This is a genomic window from Teredinibacter sp. KSP-S5-2 (assembly GCF_032773895.1).
Classification (GTDB): Bacteria; Pseudomonadota; Gammaproteobacteria; order Pseudomonadales; family Cellvibrionaceae.
The window spans coordinates 2824435-2848910 of the sequence record NZ_CP120416.1; the positions used below are offsets into that span (position 1 = coordinate 2824435).

The 24476-nt window shown below is 41.6% G+C and carries 25 protein-coding genes and 1 pseudogene; 6 read left to right on the forward strand and 20 right to left on the reverse strand.

Going from position 1 to position 24476, the window contains the following annotated elements:
* Window positions 1–73 precede the first annotated feature (73 nt).
* On the reverse strand, window positions 74–1861 hold the full coding sequence (locus P5V12_RS12215; RefSeq protein WP_316953371.1) for a trypsin-like peptidase domain-containing protein: 1788 nt from the start codon (window positions 1859–1861) through the stop codon (window positions 74–76).
* A gap of 287 nt (window positions 1862–2148) precedes the next feature.
* A complete protein-coding gene (locus tag P5V12_RS12220) occupies window positions 2149–2742 on the reverse strand; it encodes an outer membrane beta-barrel protein (protein WP_316953372.1) in 594 nt (197 codons plus the stop codon).
* Between the two features lie 210 nt (window positions 2743–2952).
* Between P5V12_RS12220 and P5V12_RS12225 the strand changes: the two genes are divergently transcribed.
* Window positions 2953–3465: a MerR family transcriptional regulator gene (locus P5V12_RS12225; protein ID WP_316953373.1), complete on the forward strand. Its 513-nt coding sequence runs from the start codon at window positions 2953–2955 to the stop codon at window positions 3463–3465.
* 141 nt (window positions 3466–3606) lie between these two features.
* Here P5V12_RS12225 and P5V12_RS12230 read toward each other — a convergent pair whose 3' ends face one another.
* The gene (locus P5V12_RS12230) at window positions 3607–4458 is read right to left on the reverse strand and encodes a class I SAM-dependent methyltransferase (protein ID WP_316953374.1); all 852 of its coding nucleotides are present in this window, start codon (window positions 4456–4458) and stop codon (window positions 3607–3609) included.
* Window positions 4459–4738: 280 nt separating this feature from the next.
* Window positions 4739–5416: a DUF2461 domain-containing protein gene (locus P5V12_RS12235; protein ID WP_316953375.1), complete on the reverse strand. Its 678-nt coding sequence runs from the start codon at window positions 5414–5416 to the stop codon at window positions 4739–4741.
* Window positions 5417–5594: 178 nt separating this feature from the next.
* On the opposite strand from P5V12_RS12235, the gene P5V12_RS12240 reads away from it, so the two are divergent.
* On the forward strand, window positions 5595–6701 hold the full coding sequence (locus tag P5V12_RS12240) for an alpha/beta hydrolase family protein (protein WP_316953376.1): 1107 nt from the start codon (window positions 5595–5597) through the stop codon (window positions 6699–6701).
* A gap of 142 nt (window positions 6702–6843) precedes the next feature.
* Here P5V12_RS12240 and P5V12_RS12245 read toward each other — a convergent pair whose 3' ends face one another.
* The 3 genes from P5V12_RS12245 to P5V12_RS12255 all read right to left on the reverse strand — a co-directional run bounded on the left by P5V12_RS12245 (window position 6844) and on the right by P5V12_RS12255 (window position 10458).
* Entirely contained in the window at window positions 6844–7380 is a 537-nt protein-coding gene (locus tag P5V12_RS12245) for a hypothetical protein (RefSeq protein ID WP_316953377.1), read from the reverse strand.
* A 170-nt stretch (window positions 7381–7550) separates the two neighbouring features.
* Window positions 7551–8231, reverse strand: a complete 681-nt coding sequence (locus P5V12_RS12250; protein ID WP_316953378.1) for an NrdJb — start codon at window positions 8229–8231, stop codon at window positions 7551–7553.
* A 91-nt stretch (window positions 8232–8322) separates the two neighbouring features.
* Window positions 8323–10458: an adenosylcobalamin-dependent ribonucleoside-diphosphate reductase gene (locus P5V12_RS12255; RefSeq protein ID WP_316953379.1), complete on the reverse strand. Its 2136-nt coding sequence runs from the start codon at window positions 10456–10458 to the stop codon at window positions 8323–8325.
* A gap of 152 nt (window positions 10459–10610) precedes the next feature.
* Here P5V12_RS12255 and P5V12_RS12260 point away from each other — a divergent pair, with 152 nt between their 5' ends.
* Window positions 10611–10979 (forward strand): hypothetical protein, encoded by a 369-nt coding sequence (locus P5V12_RS12260; protein WP_316953380.1) that lies wholly within the window; start codon window positions 10611–10613, stop codon window positions 10977–10979.
* A 9-nt stretch (window positions 10980–10988) separates the two neighbouring features.
* On the opposite strand, the gene P5V12_RS12265 is transcribed toward P5V12_RS12260, so the two are convergent.
* The 9 genes and pseudogenes from P5V12_RS12265 to P5V12_RS12305 all read right to left on the reverse strand — a co-directional run.
* Complete coding sequence (locus P5V12_RS12265; protein WP_410483339.1) at window positions 10989–11594, reverse strand: Vat family streptogramin A O-acetyltransferase; 606 nt, start codon at window positions 11592–11594, stop codon at window positions 10989–10991.
* Between the two features lie 565 nt (window positions 11595–12159).
* Window positions 12160–12648 (reverse strand): hypothetical protein, encoded by a 489-nt coding sequence (locus P5V12_RS12270; protein ID WP_316953382.1) that lies wholly within the window; start codon window positions 12646–12648, stop codon window positions 12160–12162.
* A 264-nt stretch (window positions 12649–12912) separates the two neighbouring features.
* On the reverse strand, window positions 12913–13611 hold the full coding sequence (locus P5V12_RS12275; RefSeq protein ID WP_316953383.1) for a DUF3592 domain-containing protein: 699 nt from the start codon (window positions 13609–13611) through the stop codon (window positions 12913–12915).
* A 119-nt stretch (window positions 13612–13730) separates the two neighbouring features.
* The gene (locus tag P5V12_RS12280) at window positions 13731–14195 is read right to left on the reverse strand and encodes a hypothetical protein (RefSeq protein WP_316953384.1); all 465 of its coding nucleotides are present in this window, start codon (window positions 14193–14195) and stop codon (window positions 13731–13733) included.
* Between the two features lie 878 nt (window positions 14196–15073).
* Complete coding sequence (locus tag P5V12_RS12285; protein ID WP_316953385.1) at window positions 15074–15448, reverse strand: hypothetical protein; 375 nt, start codon at window positions 15446–15448, stop codon at window positions 15074–15076.
* Window positions 15445–15711: a hypothetical protein gene (locus P5V12_RS12290; protein WP_316953386.1), complete on the reverse strand. Its 267-nt coding sequence runs from the start codon at window positions 15709–15711 to the stop codon at window positions 15445–15447. The genes P5V12_RS12285 and P5V12_RS12290 overlap by 4 nt, the downstream gene beginning before the upstream one ends.
* 81 nt (window positions 15712–15792) lie before the next feature.
* Complete coding sequence (locus P5V12_RS12295) at window positions 15793–16092, reverse strand: hypothetical protein (protein WP_316953387.1); 300 nt, start codon at window positions 16090–16092, stop codon at window positions 15793–15795.
* 569 nt (window positions 16093–16661) lie between these two features.
* Window positions 16662–17000 carry a hypothetical protein gene (locus P5V12_RS12300; RefSeq protein WP_316953388.1) on the reverse strand — a complete coding sequence of 113 codons (339 nt, stop codon included), beginning with the start codon at window positions 16998–17000 and terminating at the stop codon, window positions 16662–16664.
* A 349-nt stretch (window positions 17001–17349) separates the two neighbouring features.
* Window positions 17350–17991, reverse strand: a pseudogene (locus tag P5V12_RS12305) (IS3 family transposase); the annotation flags it as partial.
* A 919-nt stretch (window positions 17992–18910) separates the two neighbouring features.
* Here P5V12_RS12305 and P5V12_RS12310 point away from each other — a divergent pair.
* From P5V12_RS12310 to P5V12_RS12320, 3 genes are read left to right on the forward strand one after another with little or no spacing between them, the layout of a single operon-like run.
* Window positions 18911–19192 (forward strand): hypothetical protein, encoded by a 282-nt coding sequence (locus P5V12_RS12310; protein WP_316953389.1) that lies wholly within the window; start codon window positions 18911–18913, stop codon window positions 19190–19192.
* A gap of 59 nt (window positions 19193–19251) precedes the next feature.
* Window positions 19252–19851, forward strand: a complete 600-nt coding sequence (locus P5V12_RS12315) for a restriction endonuclease subunit S (protein WP_316953390.1) — start codon at window positions 19252–19254, stop codon at window positions 19849–19851.
* A 53-nt stretch (window positions 19852–19904) separates the two neighbouring features.
* A complete protein-coding gene (locus P5V12_RS12320) occupies window positions 19905–21386 on the forward strand; it encodes an N-6 DNA methylase (protein WP_316953391.1) in 1482 nt (493 codons plus the stop codon).
* 22 nt (window positions 21387–21408) lie between these two features.
* Here P5V12_RS12320 and P5V12_RS12325 read toward each other — a convergent pair whose 3' ends face one another.
* The 4 genes from P5V12_RS12325 to P5V12_RS12340 form a co-directional block, all read right to left on the reverse strand.
* The gene (locus tag P5V12_RS12325; protein WP_316953392.1) at window positions 21409–22053 is read right to left on the reverse strand and encodes a DUF799 domain-containing protein; all 645 of its coding nucleotides are present in this window, start codon (window positions 22051–22053) and stop codon (window positions 21409–21411) included.
* Window positions 22050–22430 (reverse strand): DUF4810 domain-containing protein, encoded by a 381-nt coding sequence (locus tag P5V12_RS12330; protein WP_316953393.1) that lies wholly within the window; start codon window positions 22428–22430, stop codon window positions 22050–22052. The genes P5V12_RS12325 and P5V12_RS12330 overlap by 4 nt, the downstream gene beginning before the upstream one ends.
* Before the next feature lie 16 nt (window positions 22431–22446).
* On the reverse strand, window positions 22447–23118 hold the full coding sequence (locus P5V12_RS12335) for a CsgG/HfaB family protein (RefSeq protein ID WP_316953394.1): 672 nt from the start codon (window positions 23116–23118) through the stop codon (window positions 22447–22449).
* Between the two features lie 320 nt (window positions 23119–23438).
* Window positions 23439–24371 carry a DUF808 domain-containing protein gene (locus tag P5V12_RS12340; RefSeq protein WP_316953395.1) on the reverse strand — a complete coding sequence of 311 codons (933 nt, stop codon included), beginning with the start codon at window positions 24369–24371 and terminating at the stop codon, window positions 23439–23441.
* Window positions 24372–24476: the final 105 nt, after the last annotated feature.

Below are 24476 nucleotides of genomic sequence, written 5' to 3' on the forward strand. Positions count from 1 at the left end.
AGTTGAAGGAGAGTAAAACGAAAAAACCACCGTCAATGACGGTGGTTTTTTTATTGTGCAGTTCAGAAAAAACTTACAAACAACTTCCGTTATTTGTCCAAACCTGCCACTGACCGGAGTTAGACTCAGGGTTATCGTTTTGCGTCCACCAATTCGCAGTATACTTCACGCCATTGTATTGAACCGCGTTACCCGAGGTGTACACACCGGAAGCACTCCAAACAGTCAAACCAGAACAAGCTGCACCGCCGGAGGAACTGGAAGAACTTGAACTGCTTGACGAACTTGAAGAGCTGCTTGAAGAACTCGAAGATGAGCTGCTGCTAGATGAAGACGAGGAACTTGAAGAAGTACCACATGCGCCTAATAGCTCCCAAGCAGATTTCCAGTACAAACCTTTTCCAGGCTCATAAGCCCAAGCAGCGGAAGAGGAACACCAACCACTGACTTTACAACGATACTCGTCACCCAGATTTTGCACTAACGCATTATTCGCATACGCTGTGCCGGCTTGATACTGATCAGACGAACAACTTCCGCCAGAACTGGATGAAGAGCTTGAGGATGAACTCGAAGAAGAACTGCTTGATGAAGAAGAGCTACTGGAAGAACTACTTGAGGTGGAACTACCGTTACCCCAGCTACCTTGAGGTACGCCATTAAAGTAACTTTGAATTTCAGGCCAAATAAGGCTGATTTTTACACCACTATTCCAACTGCTTTCGCAACCGCCCAAATGGTGAAGACCAATCGCCTTACCCGTTGATGTTGAAATAACCGGTGAACCTGAAGCTCCGCCAGTAGTATCACAACGATAACCAATGTCGTAGGTACGTGTTGTTGTCGCATCGACTCGACATACACCACCCGTGTTGGTATCACTTTCAATCGCCAACTCTTTCGGGTTTCCTGCACCATGCTGAGGAATAAATATTTGTTCCTGATCATTCGCCTGACGAACATCCAAGCCCAGGTTTCCGTATTGCTCAATACCATTCAAATCACGCAAGGTATAAAGCGTGTAATCCAAAGTCGCATTTGTTTTCAAATGTGAACCAGCAGCTTTTTTTATACCGGAAAGCGTTGTGCCAGTACCACAGCCAGTTCGCTGATAACCAAACTGCGATTCAGACGCTAATGTTTTCGAAGCATTTTCCAAACAGTGCTCATTGGTCAACATACGGTTTTGATCACTCACCCGCCAAGCCGTACACAAACTGGTTCCGGTAAATAATTTAGCTACGGATTTAGCTCTATCATACTCGTATGGTCTGTTTTCATAACAGGCAACATCTTTTCTTGAATTCACCGAACCACACAATGAACGACTGGAATATTGTTCTTGCAATAAACGCTCAGCAATTTCTTCTTTAGAAAAACCTTCAGAAATTCGATCAATCTTTATACCGTGAACAGCGTCATCCCACAAAGCCGCATCGGGTACAACCAAACGAATAATTGTTTTGTCCCCTTCTACCGACATTGCAGAAAACTTAGTGTTGCCGTCTTCACCAAAATCACTATTTACAGTGAAATCATCCCGATCATTGACATCCGCACCATAACGGTAGCTTTCACTGCCATCTGGATTACTGACCGTAACATAAGCACCGTCAGGTAGAGAGAAATGAGAAAAATACACTTTAATCAAGCCTGCATTAGGGCGGTATATCTCTTGCTCCAGTGTTAACACATTGTCTTGAAGATCCCGTGTTTCAATGGAAGCGTTACCTATTCCCACCGTATAATTCACATCTTTATACGCCGCAATAGTCACCCCTGCGGATTGGTCTAATACTTGAGCTTGTGACACAGTTGATATCGCAAGCACTAAGCCAGCCATTGCAAATGGTAGTTTCATAAGTTCACCTGTTTATTATTATTTCAAGAAAACAAAGAACAAGATGGCCACGCGCGCAATATGCGCAGTAACAGACATCAAAATTCGTAGTTATGACGAATCAAAAATGAAAACACACAATGGCTCGATAGAACAAATCGAGATAAGAGAAATTATTTTTTATCTATTAACAAGATATTTGTAGTCACTAATATAACGAAAAAAAGCGAAAAAAAAGAAAGAGCAAGCACGTTTGAGAACATGCCTGCTCCGTAATTAAGGGCCGTCCTTGACCATCCCTCTATTCCTTAAAACTGGTAATACACACCAAAGTTGACTTGGTAAACTGATGCATCCAGATCCCGTCGGAAACGGTCATCATCGTTGTCCTCCAGTTCACCATTGAAATAGTCCACACCAAAACGGGTTACCAAACCAGTATCAAAAGCGAATTCGGCACCCGCACCAATAGTACCGACCATGCCAGAGTAAGTATCCTTCTCCCAATCAAAGTCTCGATCTGAGGAATCATCTGCATAAGTCATGGATGCCACACCACCTTTAATGTATAAGGCAGTTTGTTTAGACAGTGGCAAAATCAATTTGGGTAAAATTGACACAATATAATAAGACTGCTCTTCATCTTCACCACTCGCCCCGACACTACCTTCTACAGCAAACATTCGGTTAAAACGATAACCGAAAATTGCGCCGGTATATCCCGAGTTATAGTCATTCTCAATATCCGTATTCTCTGGCGAAATATCGAAGCTGGTGTAACCCATCTGACCACCAACAAACCACCCTTGATACAAATCGTTGGCGTCTTCTGCTACAGCAACCTGACCAATTCCAAGACCTGCAACCAAAAAAGGTAATACCGACTGTTTTAAAATATTCATACCTGTTCCCTAATTGTTTTTTGCTTATTGACAGAAAGCTGACTCAAACTGTCTTAATGTGATGTCGACAGTATCAACAAATGGGGAAAAAATGGCTGTAAGCCCTGAGTTATACTTTGTTGTTCTCTGTAACTTTTTTGTTGTGAAGAGTCTTGACCTGTCTACCAGTTCCGGGTTGACACTCAAGACTCGATTACAAAGAGGTGGATAATGCTGACAATTACACAACTCGCCAGACAATTTAATGTCTCCCGATCAACCCTACTCTATTACGAGCGTGAGGGGCTGCTTCTCCCCAAATACCGTTCAGAGAATGGTTATCGTTGGTATGGCGATACAGAGCTAAAACGGCTGGAAACCATACTGGCCTATCGCTCATACGGACTGGCAGTTGCAGATATTCACGTCATTGTTAATCGAACGGGAACAAAGTCACAAGAAGATATTTTGCGCGAACAGTTTTCTAACCTTGAGTTAGAAATTCAAAAACTGAAAAAGCAGCAAAAAGCGATTGTGTCTTTGTTACAACAACCAAATTTATTAGAGGAAACAATGATGACTAAACAACGATGGGTTGAAATCATGCAAGCCGCTGGATTGAATGAGGATGATATGCAGAACTGGCATCGACAGTTTGAAAAAATGGAGCCCGAAGAACACCAGCGATTTCTGGAATCATTAAATATCGATAAAACGGAAATCAAACAGATCAGGACTATGTAAAAGCATAATCCTCAGACAACAAAAAGGGAGGGTCGCCTAACGGTGATACCTCCCCTTTTTCTTTCTACCGTTTAACGGTTACGAAAGTATTACCTTCCAACCGAAAGGGTAATGATCAATAACATCATACACTTAACGGTTTTATCCATGGTTCGGCTTTTCTGCCACTATCGCCATCTCGTTCCGACCGTCCTGGAAAGGTGTTCCAGAAACATCAGAATACATAGCGCTAACAGTAAACCCGGCATTGGTAAATTCCCGAGTTAAACATTCTGCCGAATAATATTGAAGCCAGTTGTAAACCTGATCAACATCACCGTTTTGATTACAAATGGTGTATTTATCCAAAATAACTTTATCTTCCTCATACTTAAACGTATTTAAGAAGGCAAAGTAATCTTCCTTAGCCCAAAAATGGTTAAGCTGATTCCTTTCACATACAGCACATTCATCTTTTGCATCGAAAGCCGCTAGCGTATACACGTCTAACAAAACTTTCCCACCCGGCTTAAGACTGCTATTAAAAATACTTAATAACGCCTTACGTTGTTCCGGGCTTAATGCACAAAAATCGCACATAATCATGGTGATCAAATCAAACTGATCGTCGCTGGTAAAGGTAAGATAATTCTGCTGAAAATAGCGAATATTCAAACCGTGCTCACCAGCTTGTTGCCGGGCGTATTCAATCGAATTACGAGAGAAATCCACACCAGTAACATCGGCTCCTGCCTGAGCAAACTTCAATGTATATAACCCTGGGCCACAGCCAAAGTCACATACTTTTTTTCCTTCAGCCAAAGAAAAGTTTTGAATAATCCATGCTGAAGATGACTCAATAAACTGATGATTTCTTGATGAAATATCAAGAGACTCATGCAAATGATATTGAAGCATCTGTTCTGAACGATACTCATCCGCCCAGAGGGATTCTGCTGTATAAAATTCAAATACCTTTGGTTTTTGGTTTATCTTATTTAAAAAGTCGTACATATTTTGTTACCAGAATAAATGTATTTTCAGGCAACAAACCGTTATGAACGAACTAGTCATTTCACAGTTAGTTTGCTACCTGACCATTAAATTGTTTATTTTGGTTAAAATACATACCGCACCTCCTATTTTTTGCTATTGAACTATCCGGGTATAAACACATACCCGCCCATATACTCCGACGGCGGCACTTTACCTGCAGACAGAGCCTATTTACTTGATTTAGATTCCTAGCTTGGCCTATTAAGCATCCAAAAAGCGCAATTATTAACCACGCCGTTCAATCCAATTCCCCTAGCAGCTCAAATAAAGGAACGAATTGCTTGTAAATATCTGCCACATAGTGAACACATGAATCACTATGTAACTCCGAGGGGATATGCCCCCGGTGAAAACTCAAAACCTGTTTATACCGAAGCAAGTCAGCGAAGGGATGCTCCCCATCAAACTGTGAGGGAACCCGTTTCAAGTCCGGCCCCTCAACTTCCAGGTTAGGTTGCTGGCGGTATTGTTGCATCAAATTCGTCAAGTTTGCGGCAAAATCTGTGTAGGCCACCTTCTGTCGATATCGAGCCAGTTTATTCTTCGGCATTTCAAAACAGCCCGCACCAAGGGATAAGTGATCCAACTCCAAACCAAAATAAAAGCCACGAAACCCTGGCTCAGGTTTGCCTGTTTCTGTATAGGGGAAAAACGCCATATGTATCCAGGTGTTATAAGGTGTCTTATCCCGACTAAAGCGGACATCACGATGAATGCGAAACACCTTAGGCAAGAGCTGACAACCCGCCATCATAGACAATTCATTTGCCATTAACTCAGCAAACTCTGTGCTAGGTTGTTTAATATGCTCCTCATAACGCAACTTGTTTTCATGAAACCAGGAGCGGTTATTATTGTTTGCCAATTCATTAAGAAAAGTAACCGCATGCTTGGAGAAGCCCTCAAACATTGACATCTTTTGTAAACCTGAAAAATAGGATTATTGTTATTGGTGAGTAACAAATCATAACCTATTCACCAAATAATGTAGCGTAAAAAGAATTAAAACAACTTTATACTGTTTTCCGAACTCACCCATATACCAATGTAGTGATGATAACAAAGAAAGTTTTACGATACATCTGAAGGTATTTATGTTCTCACATCTAAAAAAACTTCTGCTAGTCCCTATAGGCATTCTTGCCGCGTGCAGCAACAGCTTTGACAACATGATTATCAGCCTTGTGCCACGACCACAAGCCCCCAAAGAAAGACCTTACCAAATTCGTGAAATTGAATTTAACAACCCCCAAGACGGAATCAAAATAGCCGGTGAGTTAACCTACCCATCCACAGGAAATGATTTCCCCGCATTTGTATTAATTTCCGGTCATGAAGACGGCGCTTCACCAGCCAACAGGAATAGCGAAATAACCGGACACAAGTATTTTCTAGTGATTTCAGACCTATTAACCAAACGCGGTTACGCTGTATTGCGTTTTGATAATCGAGGTGTTGGAAAAAGTTCAGGTGACTATACTACGGCTTCGGATGATGAATTTGCATCAGACGCTGCAGCAGCATTGAAGTGGCTGCGGGAAGAATCCAATATACCACTCTCATTAACAGGTTTTCTCGGGCATTCACAAGGTGGCGTGAAAGCTTTACTTGCTGCCTCACATGAAAAACCTGACTTTATTGTCGCACTGGCTGGCTTAGGGGTAGAAACGTCCACGGAACTATTTGTTAGACAAAATCAAACGTTAAATAAACATGAGGGAATGAACCAAACACAGATAGACCAAATGTGTCGGGAAATAACCGATATTATCGCAATTCTTCAAAACTCAAACACGCTAAATGAAGCAAGGGAAAATATTCGCGAGTATGCTGTGAACTCTGGCGTAGACAATGAAAAGAACATACAAAATCTTGTTAATCACTTTGCTACTAATTGGTGGTACAAAGAAGTACGCCGGGACCCTATCGCATTACTAAAAAGCTATGACGGCCCAATATTAAGCTTATTTGGCTCAAAAGACCTACTGGTATCATCGTCAATCAATGAAGCACCTGTCCGGAAACTACTGATAAATCCACAATCGGAAGCACTTACCTATGACGGTTTGAACCATCTATTTCAAACGGCAAAAAAAGGTACAGGCCCATATGAATACTGGGAAATAGAGACAACCATTGAAGAGAAAGTCGTAGATAAGATTGATAGCTGGACAAAATCAATCATTCACAGCTCAATCTAATGGACAGGACAACACACTTCTCTTACTGGCGATTCTGGTGTCAGTTTTGGCTAAGTTGCCGTCATGGGTCGACTTATATATAGAAAGGCCAATACCAATCCAGTCAACCAATATTGGCCAGCATCTATATAAATACTCTAAGTTAATAACGCCCCAACTCAACGACTTGCTGTGCAAGAATTTTATCTTTCGAGTGCCCTTTAACTTTTTTCACTGCTTTTACAGTGACGTAATATTCGTTGCCTTTGCCACCGGAACAGGGTGGCATGTATGCACCGGCTTTATCCCAACCCGCACCGTTGTGCTCCGCAATTAACAGAAAGTCTTCCGGTAGATCAAAACTGTGCCCAGGTAACGAGGGCACGGCCACGTGTTTAATGCTTTCTTTTACCAGAAACCCTACTCTTCCGTGACCGCCATTATCCATCGGCGGATAGTTTCGGTCGCTGTATTCAAATACCAGCATATAGGTGCCGCGAGGAATATTCTCTACCACATATGCTGGTGTACTGGGCGCACCACCAAAGCGTTGGCATTGCTGCCCCTGTGGTACAGTGTTGCCATTCCATGCACTTGCATCAGAAAACATCACCGTAAAAGCGGGCTTGCTGGCTTCTTCCGCGAGCAGCAAAGGAGAAAAGACCATCACCATTAAAATCAGATACCGACAAAGCTTCATTCTCTTACCCCACCCACAGCAAAAAACGGTGTCAATTATAGAAAACGTATTTTGATTGTGATTCGACCAGATCAAATTTCAATGTAAATACCGCCGAAATAACCAAGCAAAAAAAAGCGCTATAACAAGAAGCTATAGCGCTTTTAAATATCGATAAAGAGTAATCTATACTATCCGCACTTGGAGTTGCCACAATTCAAGCAGGTCATGCACCCATCCATCAAAATCATGGCTTTGGTATAACACTTCATGCACAACTGTGCACTTTCAGGGAACTCACCCGCTTCAGTTTTCTTACCTTTTTTCTGGTTATACTCATCCAGCTTTTCCTGAAGAATTTGCTTCTGGATATCGCTCAATTCTTCTGGTTGAAGCAGGCCAATGGTGGTTAAGTGTGTTTCAATCGCATCCCCGATTTCTGCAACCAGAGAAGGCATAAACTTACCGCCAGATTTAAAGTAACCGCCTTTAGGGTCAAATACCGCTTTAAGCTCTTCAACCAAAAAGGTGACATCCCCACCTTTTCTGAATACCGCAGAAATAACCCGCGTTAACGCAACAACCCACTGAAAGTGATCCATATTTTTTGAGTTAATAAAAATCTCAAATGGTCTTCGCTGTTCGTATTCCGTTCCTGGATTCAGGATAATATCGTTGATCGTGATATACAGCGCATGATCAGATAAAGGCGTTTTAATTTTATAGGTTGCCCCGACCAACATTTCCGGCCGGTTCACGTCTTCATGCATATGCTGAATTTTCAGCTCTTCTTCAACAGCTGGTTTGGCTTCCTCATTCTCTCGTTTGACCGAGTAACCAACAATTTTTTTCTCAATTTTTGTCATAGACATAATCGTATTCTCAAATTCTTTTTTATCTTACTTTTATGTTTGGCATTCAGGGTACGGTTAACAGGTGTTTATCTTAAAACCTTTGGTCAACTTACAATTTACCGTAGTAACCCTCTTTTAACGCATCGTACAAATTGGCTGCAGTATGTTCTTCTCCATCATATTCAATCATTTCATTCCCTTTTAGTTCAACTGTACTGCCATCATCCAACGTAAAGGTATAGGTTGTCGCGGCCAGATCTTCTTCTTTCACCAATACGCCCTGGAACGCTTCTGGATTAAAACGGAAGGTGGTACAACCTTTCAGCCCTTTATCGTATGCATACAAATAAATGCCCTTGAACTCTTCATAGGAAATATCTGTAGGTACATTAATAGTTTTTGAAATAGAGGAATCAATCCACTTTTGCGCTGCCGCCTGCACATCAACGTGCTCTTTTGGCGTAATACTATCCGCAACCACAAAATAATCCGGTACGTCATTCGCTCCAGCTTCGGCGTTAACCAAAGTTCTGTAGGCCAATAACTCATAGGAATAAACCGCAATGTTTTCCTTCGATTTCTTCCCTTCTCGAATCACGTTTCGCGAATACTGATGCGCAAAACTCGGTTCAATACCGTTACTTACATTGTTTGCCAAAGACAAAGAAATGGTTCCGGTTGGGGCAATGGAAGAATGGTGGGTAAACCGGCAACCATGCTCCACGATATCTTGAATAATTTCTGGCGCTTCCTCGCCAACAGTTTGCATATAACGACTGTATTTGGCCAACAAATGCTTACCGGCCAGTTTATCTCCCACTTTAATACCGTCTTTCACCATTTCCGGACGAAGGCGCAGCATTTCTGCCGTTACATCAAATTCCTGCTCCAGAATAGGTGCCGCCCCTTTTTCTTTAGCTAGCGCAACACCTTCGCGCCAACCAGTTAAAGCAAGCTCGCGGGATACCTGCTCTGTAAACGCAATTGACGCCGAACTTCCGTATTGAATACCTAACAGGGTTAACGTAGAACCCAAGCCCAAAAAGCCCATTCCGTGACGACGCTTACTGAAAATTTCGGCCTGCTGCTCCGGTAGCGCCAAGCCATTAATTTCGACCACGTTATCCAGCATGCGAGTAAAGATCCCCACCACTTCGCGGAACTTCTCCCATTGGAAAACAGCGTCTTCAGTAAAAGGCTTTTCAACAAATTTGGTCAGGTTAACCGAGCCAAGAAGACAGCTACCATACGGCGGTAGGGGTTGTTCGCCACATGGGTTAGTTGCCCGAATATTCTCACAGAACCAGGCGTTGTTCATTTCATTGACGTGATCAATCAAAATAAAACCGGGTTCAGAAAAATCGTAAGTGGAGGTCATGATCTGATTCCACAAACGGTGAGCAGGAATTTTTTTATAAATTAAACACGCCGTTAAACCAGACTCATTCGTCACATACGATTCCGCACTGGGCACTCTCCGCCAAACAACGGTATCAGTGTTAGTCAGGTCGATATTATCCCGCTCAACATCCGCCTTGGATAATGGGAATGACAACGGCCAATCCTGCTCTTTTTTAACCGCTTCAACAAACTCATCGGTAATCAATAGAGACAAGTTAAACTGACGCAACTTACCATCTTCCCGTTTAGCACGAATAAACTCTGAAACGTCCGGGTGGTTCACATCGAAAGTGGCCATTTGCGCCCCACGGCGACCGCCTGCGGACGATACGGTAAAACACATCTTGTCGAACACATCCATAAATGAAAGTGGACCAGATGTGTGCGCACCCGCACCCGAAACATACGCCCCTTTCGGACGTAAAGTAGAAAATTCATAGCCGATGCCGCAACCAGCTTTCAGAGTCAAACCGGCTTCCAGGTTTTTCTGCAGAATATCGCGCATGGAATCCTGAATTGTGCCGGAAACTGTACAATTAATCGTGGAGGTCGCAGGCTTATGCTCTTCTGCACCGGCGTTAGAGATAATTCTTCCCGCCGGAATCGCTCCATTTTGTAAGGCATAGAAAAAGCGTTTTTCCCAAGTTGCAGACTTCTTCCCCTCAACCTTGGCGATCGCCTTGGCAACACGTCGTAACGTAGCATCAACATCATCATCTATCGCTTTACCGTCTTTGTCCTTCAGACGATACTTCTTATCCCATATATCCCTGGACGCTTCTTGCATTCCCACATTGTCCAAACTTTGAGCAGTAGAATCACTATCTATTGTGCCACCTTCCATACTTCAACCCCATATATTGTGCTTTTTTGTAAAGGGTAGTATTAAAACGTTCGAAAGGAAAGACCAAATTGACCTGAGTCAACAGAGACTTCAAATACCCACACGGAGATAGTGCTCTTAGAACCGATGGCGCTTAAAGTTAGGTGATGGATATGACCGTTCGTGCTTTAGTTGCACAAGAAATAGACACCTCCCCTTTTTCTGCCCAATGGACAGCCAAGGGGCATACTTTGTGCCTGGGTCATTGGGAAATAACCTACCTAGGTATGCCTGTCGAACTCCCCGAAGAACGAAAAAGCGACGATATGGGCACCTGGGGCATCTACAGTTTTATTTATGATGACGACCCGGATTTTGCCGAAGGACAGGAAGAAGAAGAATGGATTGTCGACAACGCCGAGTGGCTGGCTGAATGTTTTTTACTCAACGATATCCTCATCGACGAACAACATATGCGCTGGTTTTATCAAGCCGTGAATCAAGAAGACTGGCGTTGCGGTAGCTGCGGCGGGTGCCTTTAACTGCCCAGCCTATGATTCACTCGCCTTTTGCAAAGCAACAAGATCACACCCCACTATCGCGGCCAGATTTTCCGTTATTTTCCCGGCACTCCAATCCCACCATGCAATATCTAACAACTGCTGAATGACCTCATCGTCAAATCGCTGTTTAATCACCTTGGCCGGATTCCCCCCCACAACGCTATAAGCAGGAACATCGTTAACCACAACCGACTTACTGGCCACTATCGCGCCACTACCAATTTCAACACCGGGCATAATCGTTGCGTCGTAGCCAATCCAGACATCATGACCAATCACCGTATCGCCCTTATAGGGCAACTCACCATCCTCGGGCATCACCTTCTCCCACCCCTGACCAAATATCTGAAATGGGTAAGTCGAAAAACCAGACATCTTATGGTTTGCGCCATTCATAATAAATTTGACATCTTTGGCGATGGCACAAAATTTCCCGATAATTAACTTATCGCCAATAAACGGAAAGTGATACAGGACATTGCTTTCAAAACGCTCTGGCCCGTCCGGGTCGTCGTAATAGGTGTAATCACCAACAATAATATTGTCAGAAGAAATGTAGTTTTTCAGATATCCAACTTGAGGAAACCCTTTCATAGGTTCTTTATCATCAGGATTTGGGCCGTGCAAAGTGCCTCCTATGTCTAGATGCTTTTTTAAAGCTCACCGCTTACCAATTTTAATAAGTTTGGGATTACCATTTAAATCAACTATTCGATAGGTACGGTTTGGAGAAACATTAATACGCAACTGAACTGGAGAGCGGTCTTGGGGCAAAGTTTCACCATGCATAATTATGTATAGATTGCTTAACCTTACAGTCAAAATATGAGTTCCTTCAGATACCAATACTGTAGGTACTATTGGTACGAAAAATCTACTTTCCGCTCTGTATGGAGGAGAGCCATCAACAAGAACAATTTCATACGGAGAACCCAGGACATAGTCCTCAATTTGAATAGATCTATTCTCACTAGACTTAGAACACCCAAATAAAAACAATACAGAGAAGATTATTAATATTATGTGTTTATACAAATACTTGCCTTTTATCAATTTCCATAACTGATTATATTCATCAAAGCCAGAGCATTTTAACTCGCTAGATCAAGGCATATTAACATTACGCAAAGAACAAAATCCCTTTAAGCTGAATATATGGCTACAAGTCATCCAGGTCTTCAATTGTCACCACTCCAGGTGTTTTACCTTTATTCGGAAAGTTCTCCCTATCTTGCTCGGTTGCAGGTTCGTTACACTCTCCCCTGACAACTGGGCGACCAGACGTCGCGCCATCTTTGTAGAGTATATACCCTTCCCGACAGTACTGAGATTCCGCTATAGCTTGATTCAGTAATTGCTCAATTTGCTTATTATTGTTTAGCTTGGGCTTACCCGGTGCACGCCGTCCGTCCATTCCTCCACCCGGCGGAGGGCCACCTCTCCCTTTTTCTCCCCTGGGATCACCTTGTCCTCGAGCACCAGGACGTCTACCGTCAAAGTCGGGGCCAGTTAAACGAAATTGAAATTGCTTAATCCCATTTGGGTAAATAGCAGTCACCAATTCACCGCTGACGGGTTTCGGAGGTCGATGGTTAGCACAAGCAACAACAAAAAAGGACACCAGAGTAAAAAAAACAAGTTTTAACATAGAATTAACAGTTCATATCATGATTGATGTTTTTCTGACAGCAATACTAACCAAAACAACTGTTAATTATTGTTAAGCGAGCGAAAAGAATCGTAAAGCTTTAAACTCTACTAGCTCCCCGTACCATACCGGCAATCCGGCTATATAAATAGTATTCCTATAGCCACGATAAACCACACAAAGTCGTAAAAACTGAAAGCTACAGAATAGAACTATTACATTCTCACGGATATCAGTTTTAAAATGGTATTTTCCAAACCAAGATTAATCAGCCACTTCGGGGAGAAAAGAGATATCAATATAGTGCTTCTTGGGATTACCTTTATCGATTAGAACAGAGATATCATCAGTATGAATATGATCCGTTGGATCAAACCATATATTTTCACTACTGAACACATGCAATTTACCTGTAGTAGGATTCTTCCATTGAGCATATATCTTATATGGGTTTCTACCATTAACAGATAGTGATTTATTTCTTTCCACACTCTGAAATTTAGCTTTAACACGAACACCATTCTGCTTTAAATATTCTATTTTCCTTCCTGTCAGATTCCCAAAAACAATAATTGAAGCTCCCACAAGAGAAAAAACAGCACCCAGCCCACCTAAAATAACTGCAGCTCCCCACAACGAGAAGAATCCGTTAATTTTAGCTTGCTCCGGAGAAGAGGATTGATACAGAACTTGAACGACTTCGCCCCTGGAATAGCTAGGGGGATTACTGCCCATCGAAGATGTAAATTCTACAAGAGTGCCATCTCGAGTCTCAAACTGAACAACAGGTCGGTAGGTTGTTGAATCGCTTGATCTCGAACGCACCAAATCCACAACCACGCCCTCGGCGGCTAAACTATCCCGCATAAAATCTTGTGTATTTTTATACACGAAGAAAGCGCCCAACAATAAGCCTAAACCCACTAACGTAAAAATATATTTTATAACTACAATTGTCTTCATAACTCACTATACCCAAATATCACCACAGTCTTTTTTTAACATATACTTAAGAGCAGTTGGCAACTTAGATAAAGAACATTGCCAACTCAACATATTCATATTAAAGCCCCGCAATACCTTTACTTAAGCAGACCTATATTACTATAAACATAAGTAGGCTTACCTTTACCGGCCAAGTTATCCTTAAATTCACTATACAGCAATAACCGCGTTGGTATTCCTTTATCCATAATAGCTATATACCATTTTCCTTCCAACAACACATCTGGCTTACCACATGAGTTGGCATATCGATAATACTTAACCACTTTCGAATTTTGATAACCCCAACCATATAGCACTTCAACTTGTGTAAGTGCATTATATGGAGGTATTTCTTGGTGCCAATCTAAACTCACTTTGACGACGGCCACATCGACACCACTTGAAATAGCTTCAATGGCTAGATCATTTTCTGAGGGAGGAGGAACATATGTAAATTCACCGAACGCATCATCTGGAGGAATAATAACTGGCAAAGCAACCGAACATGCATAGCCATTAATCGACACAAACATTCCAATAGCCAAAAAAAGAATCTTCATTCCTATACCACACACAAAACCTAATATTTACGACAAAACAAATCCTATTCACCTTCCAGTTTATACCGGTGCTCATACGTATTTATCCGAGAACACCATCTTATCTATCGTCCTCCAAAAATCCCATGACACGTTCAGAATCTCATATAACGTATTTGAACCACTAAACTATAACTTCACTTAACTGGTACATCTTTATCTAAAACTCATAGACTTTCTCGATAACTCCATCCCCAAAATCATGATCAACTCTAACTCTAATACCAGTTCGATCACTCATATATGTTAAAGTTACCACAGGATCATGGTATCCCCATAAAAGATCCATCTTTTTTTCAAGAACCAGCTGGCCGCTGTCGATTCTTTTAACCTTCAAATAGCATGTACTTTTGCTTTTCAAACATAGAATTTGTGCGCTATATGTTTTGTTGTTTATATTATGTGTAACGGTGACATCACCTTCACTCCCCCTATCACATCCGTTAAACAAAAACACAAATATAAAAAACGACATCCGGCAGGCACTTAGACTAAATCTAGAAAACATACAAAAAACTCAACAATATTGACCGCATATAACAATCCATTTAACATACAAAAAAGTACAACAACAAATACAAAATATATCTACCTACAACGCAGACACACTTCACATTAATCACAAACTAAAATAGTTAATATAGAATTTATTCTTAAAAAGTCACATCCAAATGCATCTCGGATATCTTATTTGGATATATTTTATTCGAAAATCGGTATATATACGGAGCGTCGTTATCAGCAACACACAAAGCATGAAAATTTATCCTCATATCCAACAACAGTCATACCACTCTTAAAGAAGCAAAATATAAAGAAAAAATCATTTCCATATAATTTCATTCATACTTTGTTGTGTATGGAAGTATGCCAAAAAAATGAAGAACCAGACACAGAAAAAACGACACATAAGGTACGATAAATTCATATGGATTAAAATAACGCATTCTAGCTATAGCACCAGCTCTATAAGCTTGCTCAATGGAATATTCTGGGAATGCCAGGATTAGGCCTCCTATTCCACTAACAATCCCTATAGCTAAAATTTTTACTATAAATACCGCCAAGATAAACCATCCAAAGAAAATTATCCCTCTAAATAGGATAGTTCTTTCATTACCATTTGAATTAAATAGTATCCCCATAACCACCACCCAGCCAAATCGATTATCAATTGCACGCACTGTTTGCACAAGACTAACAACACTCATCATACTTTTAATGCTTTAAAGGCGTACCTTAGGAACCTATAAGCCACATATAAAAGTATCGGGCCAGCAATTATCCCCCCATACACAACGCCATATTCAAAGCTACCACTCACCTCCTTCGAATTCATAATCGCCAACACTGAACTCACTAATTGCTTAACGCCGAGAACACCCAAAAAAAGTGAAATAACAATAACAATCAATGCAGCAATCTTACTGGTCAATTTACTCAGGAACACACTAACTTTCAGTATCAAATCAGACATATCAACCTCCGAATGAAGAAAAAAATCAATGCTTTTGGGCATTCTAAGCAGTAGAAATAACGACGACCTAATGCTAGATATTTACTCACTGGGTTCAAAGTACGGATTTCCATCTTCATCAACAATACAAGAATAGAATTCCTTAATGAAGCGATTAAATTCATCCTGATTATCTTCATTTTCCATGTACATCCGCCAATTACTCGTCTCCATGCAATTGCCAACCTGAGACTTCACCGCTTCGACACATCCTTTATCTTCCTCACCACACAAGTCCACCAGAGAAATTTCTAATGTTTTCCTAAAAACAAACTCCTCAATTTGACCTTCACTACAAGATATTAACAACAACGAAAAAAATACTACGTAAAAAGCCTTCACTAACCACCCCGTTTAATATAACAGCCAGAAAACCGGAAAATTTATCCTTACCTATTTAGGACACAAGTTACACAGCACCAACGAAGTCAGGCAATTTAAGAAATAAATTTGAGCTACCCCCAAGCATATTTCACCTAGAGACACATCAAGAATAAAGTTTAAAATGTGCCGCTGACAGCTAATGCTATTGGCACCGAGAATGAACGAGAATGAACGAGAATGAACGAGAATGAGTTTGATTTCGCACACTCCCTGGTGCTAAGCCACTTGGACATGGCTATTTTTGATACTTTACCACTCCACAACATAAATGCAATTACAGAATTCTCGCATACATTTTGCACCAGCGTCACATAAACTGAACGTACCGATTACGCAAAAACCAAAATACATAGGAACTGCACGAGTAGCTGACGTTAAAATTCTGAACAACCCAATTTGATACGTGATTGAAGAAACGAAGTATGCAGGATTGCCTGTCACCGCACGCTGACGTCTCGTGAGATTAGAGAATTTTTAGGATAAAAAGGACAGCAGCCTTGCCAAACCCGAATTATCCAATTTTCGAATTACTCTATAATTGCATAAGTAGTAATAAAGTAATCTTGATTATCGCTACGACATGAGCCAACAAACCTAACAGCAGACTTAGACAGTTTGGCAGCAAGCCCAATAGACAATAATTTATCTCGCCCTTTCAAGTCAGGATTAACTTGAACATAGACAGGATTACAGGAAATACTACCATCGGCGGCTTTCACTTCCCACCTTCCGTTTGTTAAAAAGAAAAGATAGTCATCCGCTGCGTTATAATTTATCTGTCGGATTTCAGCGTTATTGGTGGTATCAGCCATGGAAACAGCAGATAACAGCACCAGCATTAACACAAATATGTTTTTTGTTTTCATAAACTCTCCTTGATAAGCAACAACAATGGTTAACGACGAATAACGCAGAAACTAAGGTCATCGTAAAGTCGTATAAATTTAGAAACACTTAACCGCTAGCCATATATTTTATAAATTATTGGTTAGCCGTCTAAAACTATAAATTACCACCCATATCGAACACAACCACCCAACAATCCTGAATAATTATCTACTTTTTATCTTATTTAAATATATATTTTACTTACTTAATGCTTACATAAGATATTTTTTGTTTTAACAGAGGATATTTTTTTCAAATTTTTATTTTTGCACATATAAAACCCCACATATCCAGTTCTCTATTCTCCATAATTACCGTCTGTAGTGGTCAACAAAAACCGGACACACTTTTAAGGTTTTCTTCTGCCACTGCTGGTGGCAACCCGCTGTTCGCCTGATGTGGTCGCCGCCAGTTATAATACGTCATCAAATAATTGCTGATATCTTTTTTTGCGATGCTGGTATTGGGATAACCAGTTTTTGGCATTCTTTCTGACTTAAAGCTCCTGAAAACGCTTTCCATTGGTGCGTTATCCCAACAATTACCTTTGCGACTCATGCTTTGTTTCATGCGGTAGCGCCAAAGCCGCTGACGAAATTCCTTGCTACCATACTGACTACCTTGATCAGAGTGAAACATAATATTTTTCGGCTCCCCTCTTATTTCCCATGCCATATCCAGCGCATTAATTACGAGTGCAGCATCTGCTCTTGTCGATAGACTCCAGCCTATTATTCGTCGAGCATATAGATCCATAACTACCGCTAAATAATTCCATTGACCATTTATCCATATGTATGTGATATCTCCACTCCAAGCCTGGTTCATCCTATCAACGTCAAATTCTCTGTTGAGATGGTTCGGCACCGTAGGATGCTCAGTAACAGCCTTCTTATACTTGTGAGACCCTGGCTGCTTTGATACTAAATGGCACTCTCTCATTAAATGACGAACTTTATAACGGCCAATGTTCTTCGTTTTCTTGTCATATCTCACCTCTAGTGATTTGCAATATTATCACCTAAAGGTGTGTCCAGGTTTATTAGACCACTACACTTCGTGCCTCCAGTATTTTTGAAGTTTTCCTTGTTATTTGTCCATACAGAATGCGATATCATCCCTCTACTTCCACTATGCCTGCCTATGGCAAATTTGATTCTATTCTTCTCCGCCACCCTCTCGCTAACAAAACAGTGCAAGCACATCTTATTGAGAACAGAACTCAATTGCGGTTAGATTTTAATCACAGAACGCCCGGTCGAAGTTTTATTTTCAACGAAGAAGGAATAGTGATCGATAAGGCTAGACGAAAAAATTGGCTTAGCTCGAAGCTTGTCTTAACCATAACCTTCCATTTATTACTCGACGAGAACATCTAAATTAATACTGAAGGACATAAGATGATCCCACCACCAAATACAAAATCACAATAATAAAACCCCGATACTGCTCACACAGATGCAGCGTGTTATATCGCCTCGCATATCACATTCTCTTCCGCTCAAAACAAAGATCAGCCATCTTGGCAAATTATACATAGAAGACAATTTAAAATTGTCACCAATATCATTATTTCGGCAACCTAAACACTTAAATGCAGTAGACATTCTACTGTTTATACAGTATTGACAAGAATTTTCAGAAAAGCGAAAGTCCCGCCCTGCCTATCCCCGTAGGTATTTTTCACCTTTTATCAGCCGAAAATTGTCCGGTTAATACGTCGGAAAAATTTCAAAAATTGCATTAAAAGAACAAAAGCGTGCAGGGCTTTAAAGGCGGGAAAAATTAACAGGGAAGGAATAAAAGAGCACGGCAGGCGGCCACCTGCCGTGCGATTCATGACATTAACATTGTGAAGTAAGAGTTCAAACATTAAGGATCATGAACTATGAAAGTATATCAAATCAGTTATGAACTTAGAAACCAAAGCCATTTCGAACCGTTGTTTAAGCGTATAAATGCGTGCGGATACTGGTGCCGACCGCTGGAATCAACATGGATTATTACAAGCACTCAAGGGGTGATGGAACTTCGTGCAGAACTGATAAAAGCATTGGGTGATGATGACCAATTACTCGTCACACGCCTCCATGGCGATGCCGCTTGGCAAGGTATTGATGCAGACTCCGCAACCTGGATGAATAATCAGATGCGTGATAACGACGCATAATTTGTGGGCGCAACTCCACACTTGGATGCGCCCTGAAGTCAAATACCAGGGAAAACAGTATGCTTACTCAACTCAAAAATCTGGCGCATATTCGCAACGGCTATACTTTTCGCGAGAAAATAAATGAGTCCGCCAATGGCAACGTTCACGTACTGCAAATAAAAGATCTACGAAAGCAGCTCATTGAACACAAACAAAATCAATTAATGGCTCACAGGTTACCCAGAATAAACTGGCATGGCAACCATAAGACCCTACTCCCTCCAAACTCCATTGTGGTACCAGCACGAGGGGATCACTACCAATCTGCATATTTTTTAGGAAACACCGGAGTCCTGCCCACCAGTCATATTTTGGTTGTTACCATTAAAAAGAAACAGGTGAATCCCGCATACTTATGTTGGGCCGTCAATCAACCAGGTGCACAACACTTTCTTTATACCGAGAGTCGAGGCACAAAAATACCAAGGCTAAGTAAAAACAGCCTAGGGTTATTAACTATTCAACTTCCCCCCATTGAAGTCCAGGAAAAAATCATCCATATACAGCAACTATGGGAAAAAGAGCAGTGCAGTCAAAAAAATCTACAAAAAAACCGGGAGAAACAAATACATGGCGTATTCAATACCTTATTGGACATAAAAAATACCCCGGAATAAAACCAACTACCCCCATATAGAATACAACTTCGTACCATCAGATTTACACGATAATGGACAAGCTTCAGAATATATTTCATAACGAATTTGAACTTGATAGTTTTAAAGAGTACACGCTCGCACTCGTTTTCTTACGTTACTTAAGCGAAAATAAAACCATTACAAGAAGCAAACACACAAAGCCGGAAGTAAAATCTGCTTTTACAGCAATCCAAGGTAGAACTGCTGAAATTCTACATCCTATAGAAACTGATTTCTTTGCACTTTACAGCACTAGACACCACCCAGACATTAGCAATTTAGTTGATACCGCTCTACTCAATTTGGAATCTCATAATCCCCATATATTTACGCAAAACAGTCTGGGCAGTTTCAGCAGTATCGTTTCCTATTCAAAAAAGCGATTGAGTCGAACACGACGAAATAAAATTATAGAGGGGCTACTTGAACAAATACATCATTCAACATCTTCAGCCCTTAAAACGGAAAAGCCAAAATACCGGCTATTTCAGCAGCTGCTCGACAAGCTATACAACAAAACAACGAATAACCGGAATTTTGCATACACATCCCCCAATATATCGAAATTAATCACCGAGCTTCTCGATCCACACCCTGGAGAATCAATATACGATCCTAAGTGTGGCGCCGCGCATCTTTTAATCTCCTGCGGAAAGCATATCCAACATAATTTTTCCAGCCACAACTATCAGTTACATGGCCAGGAAGCACTCCCGAATACCTGGGCGATCGCTAAACTGAACATGCATACACACGGTGAACATATAAATGCAATTCAGTATGGCGATTATATTGGTGCACCATCCTATACCCATTCCGGTAATCAACTGACGACTTTTGACATAGTGCTCTCTTCCGCCCCATTTTCGATTGAAAACTGGGACTATACCCATGCCAAAAAAGATACATTTAAACGATTTCGGCGAGGAATACCGCCCAAAGGGAAAGGCGATTGGGCGCTAATACTCCATATGATTGAGAGCACTGCCTTACCCGCAGGAAGAATGGCAATTCACATTTCTCAAGGCGCACTTTTTCGAGAAGCAGCGGAATGGACTATTCGCAAAAAACTCATTGATGAAAACCTGCTTGAGGCTGTCATAGGCGTACCGGAAAAACTATCCCATAGCGGAATATCGCCAACAGTAATTTTGCTTTTTAGGAAAAGTCGAAAAAAACGGGATATCCTTTTTATCGACGGCAACAATTTTACGGCAGCGAAAAAGATGTCCATTCACTTTCCGGATCAATTGATCTCAGATACGGTTAATATCTATAACCGTTGGCAGCAGGAGGAAGACGTGTCTTACATAGCTAGCTGGGATGAAGTTAGAAAAAACAACTACAACTTAAGCTTGCATCGTTACATCAATTCTTTCAAAGAAGAATTTTTGGATTTACACAGTATTCGACATGAACGGCATCAGTTAAAACAGGAGTACAACGCGATTGAAAATGAAATTGATCACATCCTCGCAATACTCTCTTCAACGCAGGATAAAGAAGAACCGTAAACGTAAAATCAATAATTAAACGTCAGGGGGTTACCTGCACATCCTTATAGGGGCCATCAACCAACCCGGAACCAGAGCCATTTATTGCCGAACGATTTGCTTCTCGCGCCAGTTCCGGCGTGGAATCCGTTAACGATTCAACAATATGACTGACAATGGCTTGCAGTAATTGCCCATCCCCTTGCGATCGTTCAGCTCTGGCCCTGCCCGTCCATAACACCGTTCCAGTACGTGTGTCGACTAAGTTTAATTTAGCATTTACCACCGTTACGGTATTAAACAAAAGGTACTTCTGCCCCCAGTCCTCAATGGTGGTATATAACACCGCATCGGCACCAATGTGCTCACGAATTTTGTCCAGAGGAACCCCATTCATTTCACCCGGTGTTGGCAAGCCATTTTCTTTAAAGAAGTGATCAATCACTGCAACAGGAAAAACATAGTAGCCTTTTTCTGCCAGTGGTCGCGTGATGGTTGAAATAAAAGTATAAGGCGCATTCACCTCGACAGAGTTATTCAATGGCGGAATCACCAAAATTGAACGAGGGCGGTTTTGCACTAATTCGGTGTTGTTCTGAGTCTGTATACTGCTGCAACCAGCCAGAATACTACCAATAGCGAAAATGGCCATGCAATGCAAAAAAAACGAGCGAAGACGATTTATCACAGAGCTACTCCTTGGATGTTTTGAGTTTTCACTCTTGTCATCATGCCCTGAATAAAAACCTCTGACTCGGGATAACGCCTGACCTCTTCTGCAAATGCAGCCTCAGCCTGGGCAACACTTCCCTGCATGGCATACATCATTCCCAGATGAGCATATAAACCCGGAGGAACACGCAAGCCACTGCCTTCAGCCCGCTGTATATCCTGTGTTAAGCGTTCAATTTGCACTTCGGGTGGAGCCTTGCCTGGCATCAGGTACATTTGATAAATAAGGCTTTCGTAATTTCCCCAATAATACAACGGCTGAACGGTTTCGCATGCTTGCAAAACCGTAAAACTCGCGATTAGAACAACCACCTTGAAAGATCGCATACGCATAATCTACTAACCGGGCCTATGGGTTAATAACAAATACCCCTTGTTCGAGGTCGCGAACAAAATTATTGACGGCTTCGGTAATTGCCAGATTTAACACCTTGCCATTTAAGGTCGCATCATAGCCCGCATTGGACCCAAAACCTAAAACTTCCCGCTCGCTTAACGAGTATTCGCCAGCACCCTGAGTGGTATACACAATTTCAGAGTTCAACACATCAATCACATTTAAAGAGACCTTGGCATAAGCAATTTGTTTTTTACCTGAACCAACAATACCAAATAATTGTTTATCACCAACTTCTTTACGTCCAAACTCGCTCACACCACCGGTAACAGCATAACGAGCACCCTTCAGGGTCTGTGTTTTACCCAATAGCTTAGCTTCCTGCTCAATTTCACTCATATTCTCGCGATCAACCAATTTAAATCGATTGGTTTGCTGTAGATGTGTTTTTAAAATCGTTTTTGCCTGATTACCTAACAAATCTGTATTAGAAGAAAATAATCCCTGCATATAACTTGATCGGTTATTAAACTTACCAACAACTAGAGTAGTCTTACTGCCGGTATACACTGTTCCGTAGGAATCAACTTTTTGTGTATCTAATACCTTATGGGATTCGGTCGTTGCACACCCGGCAAGTAAACAAGTGAGCAGTATAGAAGTGAGAAAAGATTTGGCTGACATAATATGCTCCATAAATAAACTGACTGCTGATAAGCCTGTGTTTACTCTTCAACTAAGTTGAACACTATTCACAACGAATTATTCAATGCCATTAGCGCAAAAAGAAATTGCACTATAACCTTTCGAGATGACCGCCCATGCAGCATGAGTATTGGCAAAGAAACATTGCCTCATATTATTCAAGCACTGCACAGTAAACGCTCAACGTCACCCCTCGATGGCCATCTGCCAGATAATAACCAAAAGGCATGCCCAGTATTGTATCAGAACGTCACAGTATGTTATGGCCAACAAGGTTGAAAGAGTGTAACACCCAGGAATTATTCACCGTCAAACGAATAGTCGGCTTTTTTATCCATAACCCGGTGCCTAACCAGTTGCACAAGTTTTACCAAGCCAATTACCACAAAGCCCAGCAATAAACCAACCACACCACTAATTAGGATTTGTACGCTGGAAACCAACCAAGCCGATGCACTGTCGGGCAAAAATAATTCCGGCAAGTGATGAAAAAAAGAATCAAAGCCGTGGGTAATAATACCGCCCCCCACAAGGAACATAGCCAAAGTGCCTGCAACGGAAAGAAACTTCATCAACACTGGAGCCAACCATAATAGGAACTCCCCAACATAACGCAGTCGATTTTGCTCTATCAGGTGTAAACCTAAATCATCCAGCTTAACAATAGCCGCAACTAACCCATAAACCATTATCGTAATGCCCACTGCGACGACGGATACCACCAGGGTCTGAGTCATCATTGGCTGGCTCTGCACCGTGCCAAGCGCAATCACAATAATCTCCAAGCTAAGGATAAAGTCCGTTCGGATCGCTCCCGAGATTTTTGCCTTTTCAAGAGCAAGCAAATCAAGCACAGGTTCAGGAGAAGGAAGCACCGAATCGCCCTTGGCTTTGTGATGGAAAAGGAAATGACTCACCTTCTCCGCGCCCTCAAAACACAGGTAGGCACCGCCAATCATCAACACCGGGGTAATTAACCACGGCAGAAAAGCACTGACCAACAACACCACGGGGACAATAATCAACTTATTGACAAATGACCCTTTAGCGACCGCCCAAACAACCGGTAACTCCCGCTCTGCACGCACACCCTGTACCTGTTCGGCATTCACTGCCAGGTCATCCCCCAAAACACCTGCGGTTTTCTTGGCAGCAAGTTTCGACATTACAGCAATATCGTCCAGTAACGTCGCAATGTCATCGAGTAGCGTCAGTAAGCTGCCAGCGGCCATAGTGTTGTCCTTACAGATTTCCGTCAATTGTATGCAGCTAACACCTCATCATGAGCCCTCTTATAGCTCGCATTGCTCTGGCGAATGAGGGGTTGAAGCAGTTAA

Bases quoted from the DNA above. Each gene is read 5' to 3' on its own strand.
- P5V12_RS12215 (WP_316953371.1), bottom strand. From the start codon at position 1,861: ATGAAACTACCATTTGCAATGGCTGGCTTAGTGCTTGCGATATCAACT.
- P5V12_RS12240 (WP_316953376.1), top strand. From the start codon at position 5,595: ATGTTCTCACATCTAAAAAAACTTCTGCTAGTCCCTATAGGCATTCTT.
- P5V12_RS12245 (WP_316953377.1), bottom strand. From the start codon at position 7,380: ATGAAGCTTTGTCGGTATCTGATTTTAATGGTGATGGTCTTTTCTCCT.
- P5V12_RS12285 (WP_316953385.1), bottom strand. From the start codon at position 15,448: ATGATGAGTGTTGTTAGTCTTGTGCAAACAGTGCGTGCAATTGATAAT.
- P5V12_RS12270 (WP_316953382.1), bottom strand. From the start codon at position 12,648: ATGTTAAAACTTGTTTTTTTTACTCTGGTGTCCTTTTTTGTTGTTGCT.
- P5V12_RS12250 (WP_316953378.1), bottom strand. From the start codon at position 8,231: ATGTCTATGACAAAAATTGAGAAAAAAATTGTTGGTTACTCGGTCAAA.
- P5V12_RS12255 (WP_316953379.1), bottom strand. From the start codon at position 10,458: ATGGAAGGTGGCACAATAGATAGTGATTCTACTGCTCAAAGTTTGGAC.
- P5V12_RS12220 (WP_316953372.1), bottom strand. From the start codon at position 2,742: ATGAATATTTTAAAACAGTCGGTATTACCTTTTTTGGTTGCAGGTCTT.
- P5V12_RS12290 (WP_316953386.1), bottom strand. From the start codon at position 15,711: ATGTCTGATTTGATACTGAAAGTTAGTGTGTTCCTGAGTAAATTGACC.
- P5V12_RS12260 (WP_316953380.1), top strand. From the start codon at position 10,611: ATGACCGTTCGTGCTTTAGTTGCACAAGAAATAGACACCTCCCCTTTT.
- P5V12_RS12235 (WP_316953375.1), bottom strand. From the start codon at position 5,416: ATGTCAATGTTTGAGGGCTTCTCCAAGCATGCGGTTACTTTTCTTAAT.
- P5V12_RS12300 (WP_316953388.1), bottom strand. From the start codon at position 17,000: ATGAAAACAAAAAACATATTTGTGTTAATGCTGGTGCTGTTATCTGCT.
- P5V12_RS12320 (WP_316953391.1), top strand. From the start codon at position 19,905: ATGGACAAGCTTCAGAATATATTTCATAACGAATTTGAACTTGATAGT.
- P5V12_RS12280 (WP_316953384.1), bottom strand. From the start codon at position 14,195: ATGAAGATTCTTTTTTTGGCTATTGGAATGTTTGTGTCGATTAATGGC.
- P5V12_RS12265 (WP_410483339.1), bottom strand. From the start codon at position 11,594: ATGAAAGGGTTTCCTCAAGTTGGATATCTGAAAAACTACATTTCTTCT.
- P5V12_RS12275 (WP_316953383.1), bottom strand. From the start codon at position 13,611: ATGAAGACAATTGTAGTTATAAAATATATTTTTACGTTAGTGGGTTTA.
- P5V12_RS12330 (WP_316953393.1), bottom strand. From the start codon at position 22,430: ATGCGTATGCGATCTTTCAAGGTGGTTGTTCTAATCGCGAGTTTTACG.
- P5V12_RS12340 (WP_316953395.1), bottom strand. From the start codon at position 24,371: ATGGCCGCTGGCAGCTTACTGACGCTACTCGATGACATTGCGACGTTA.
- P5V12_RS12230 (WP_316953374.1), bottom strand. From the start codon at position 4,458: ATGTACGACTTTTTAAATAAGATAAACCAAAAACCAAAGGTATTTGAA.
- P5V12_RS12310 (WP_316953389.1), top strand. From the start codon at position 18,911: ATGAAAGTATATCAAATCAGTTATGAACTTAGAAACCAAAGCCATTTC.
- P5V12_RS12335 (WP_316953394.1), bottom strand. From the start codon at position 23,118: ATGTCAGCCAAATCTTTTCTCACTTCTATACTGCTCACTTGTTTACTT.
- P5V12_RS12315 (WP_316953390.1), top strand. From the start codon at position 19,252: ATGCTTACTCAACTCAAAAATCTGGCGCATATTCGCAACGGCTATACT.
- P5V12_RS12225 (WP_316953373.1), top strand. From the start codon at position 2,953: ATGCTGACAATTACACAACTCGCCAGACAATTTAATGTCTCCCGATCA.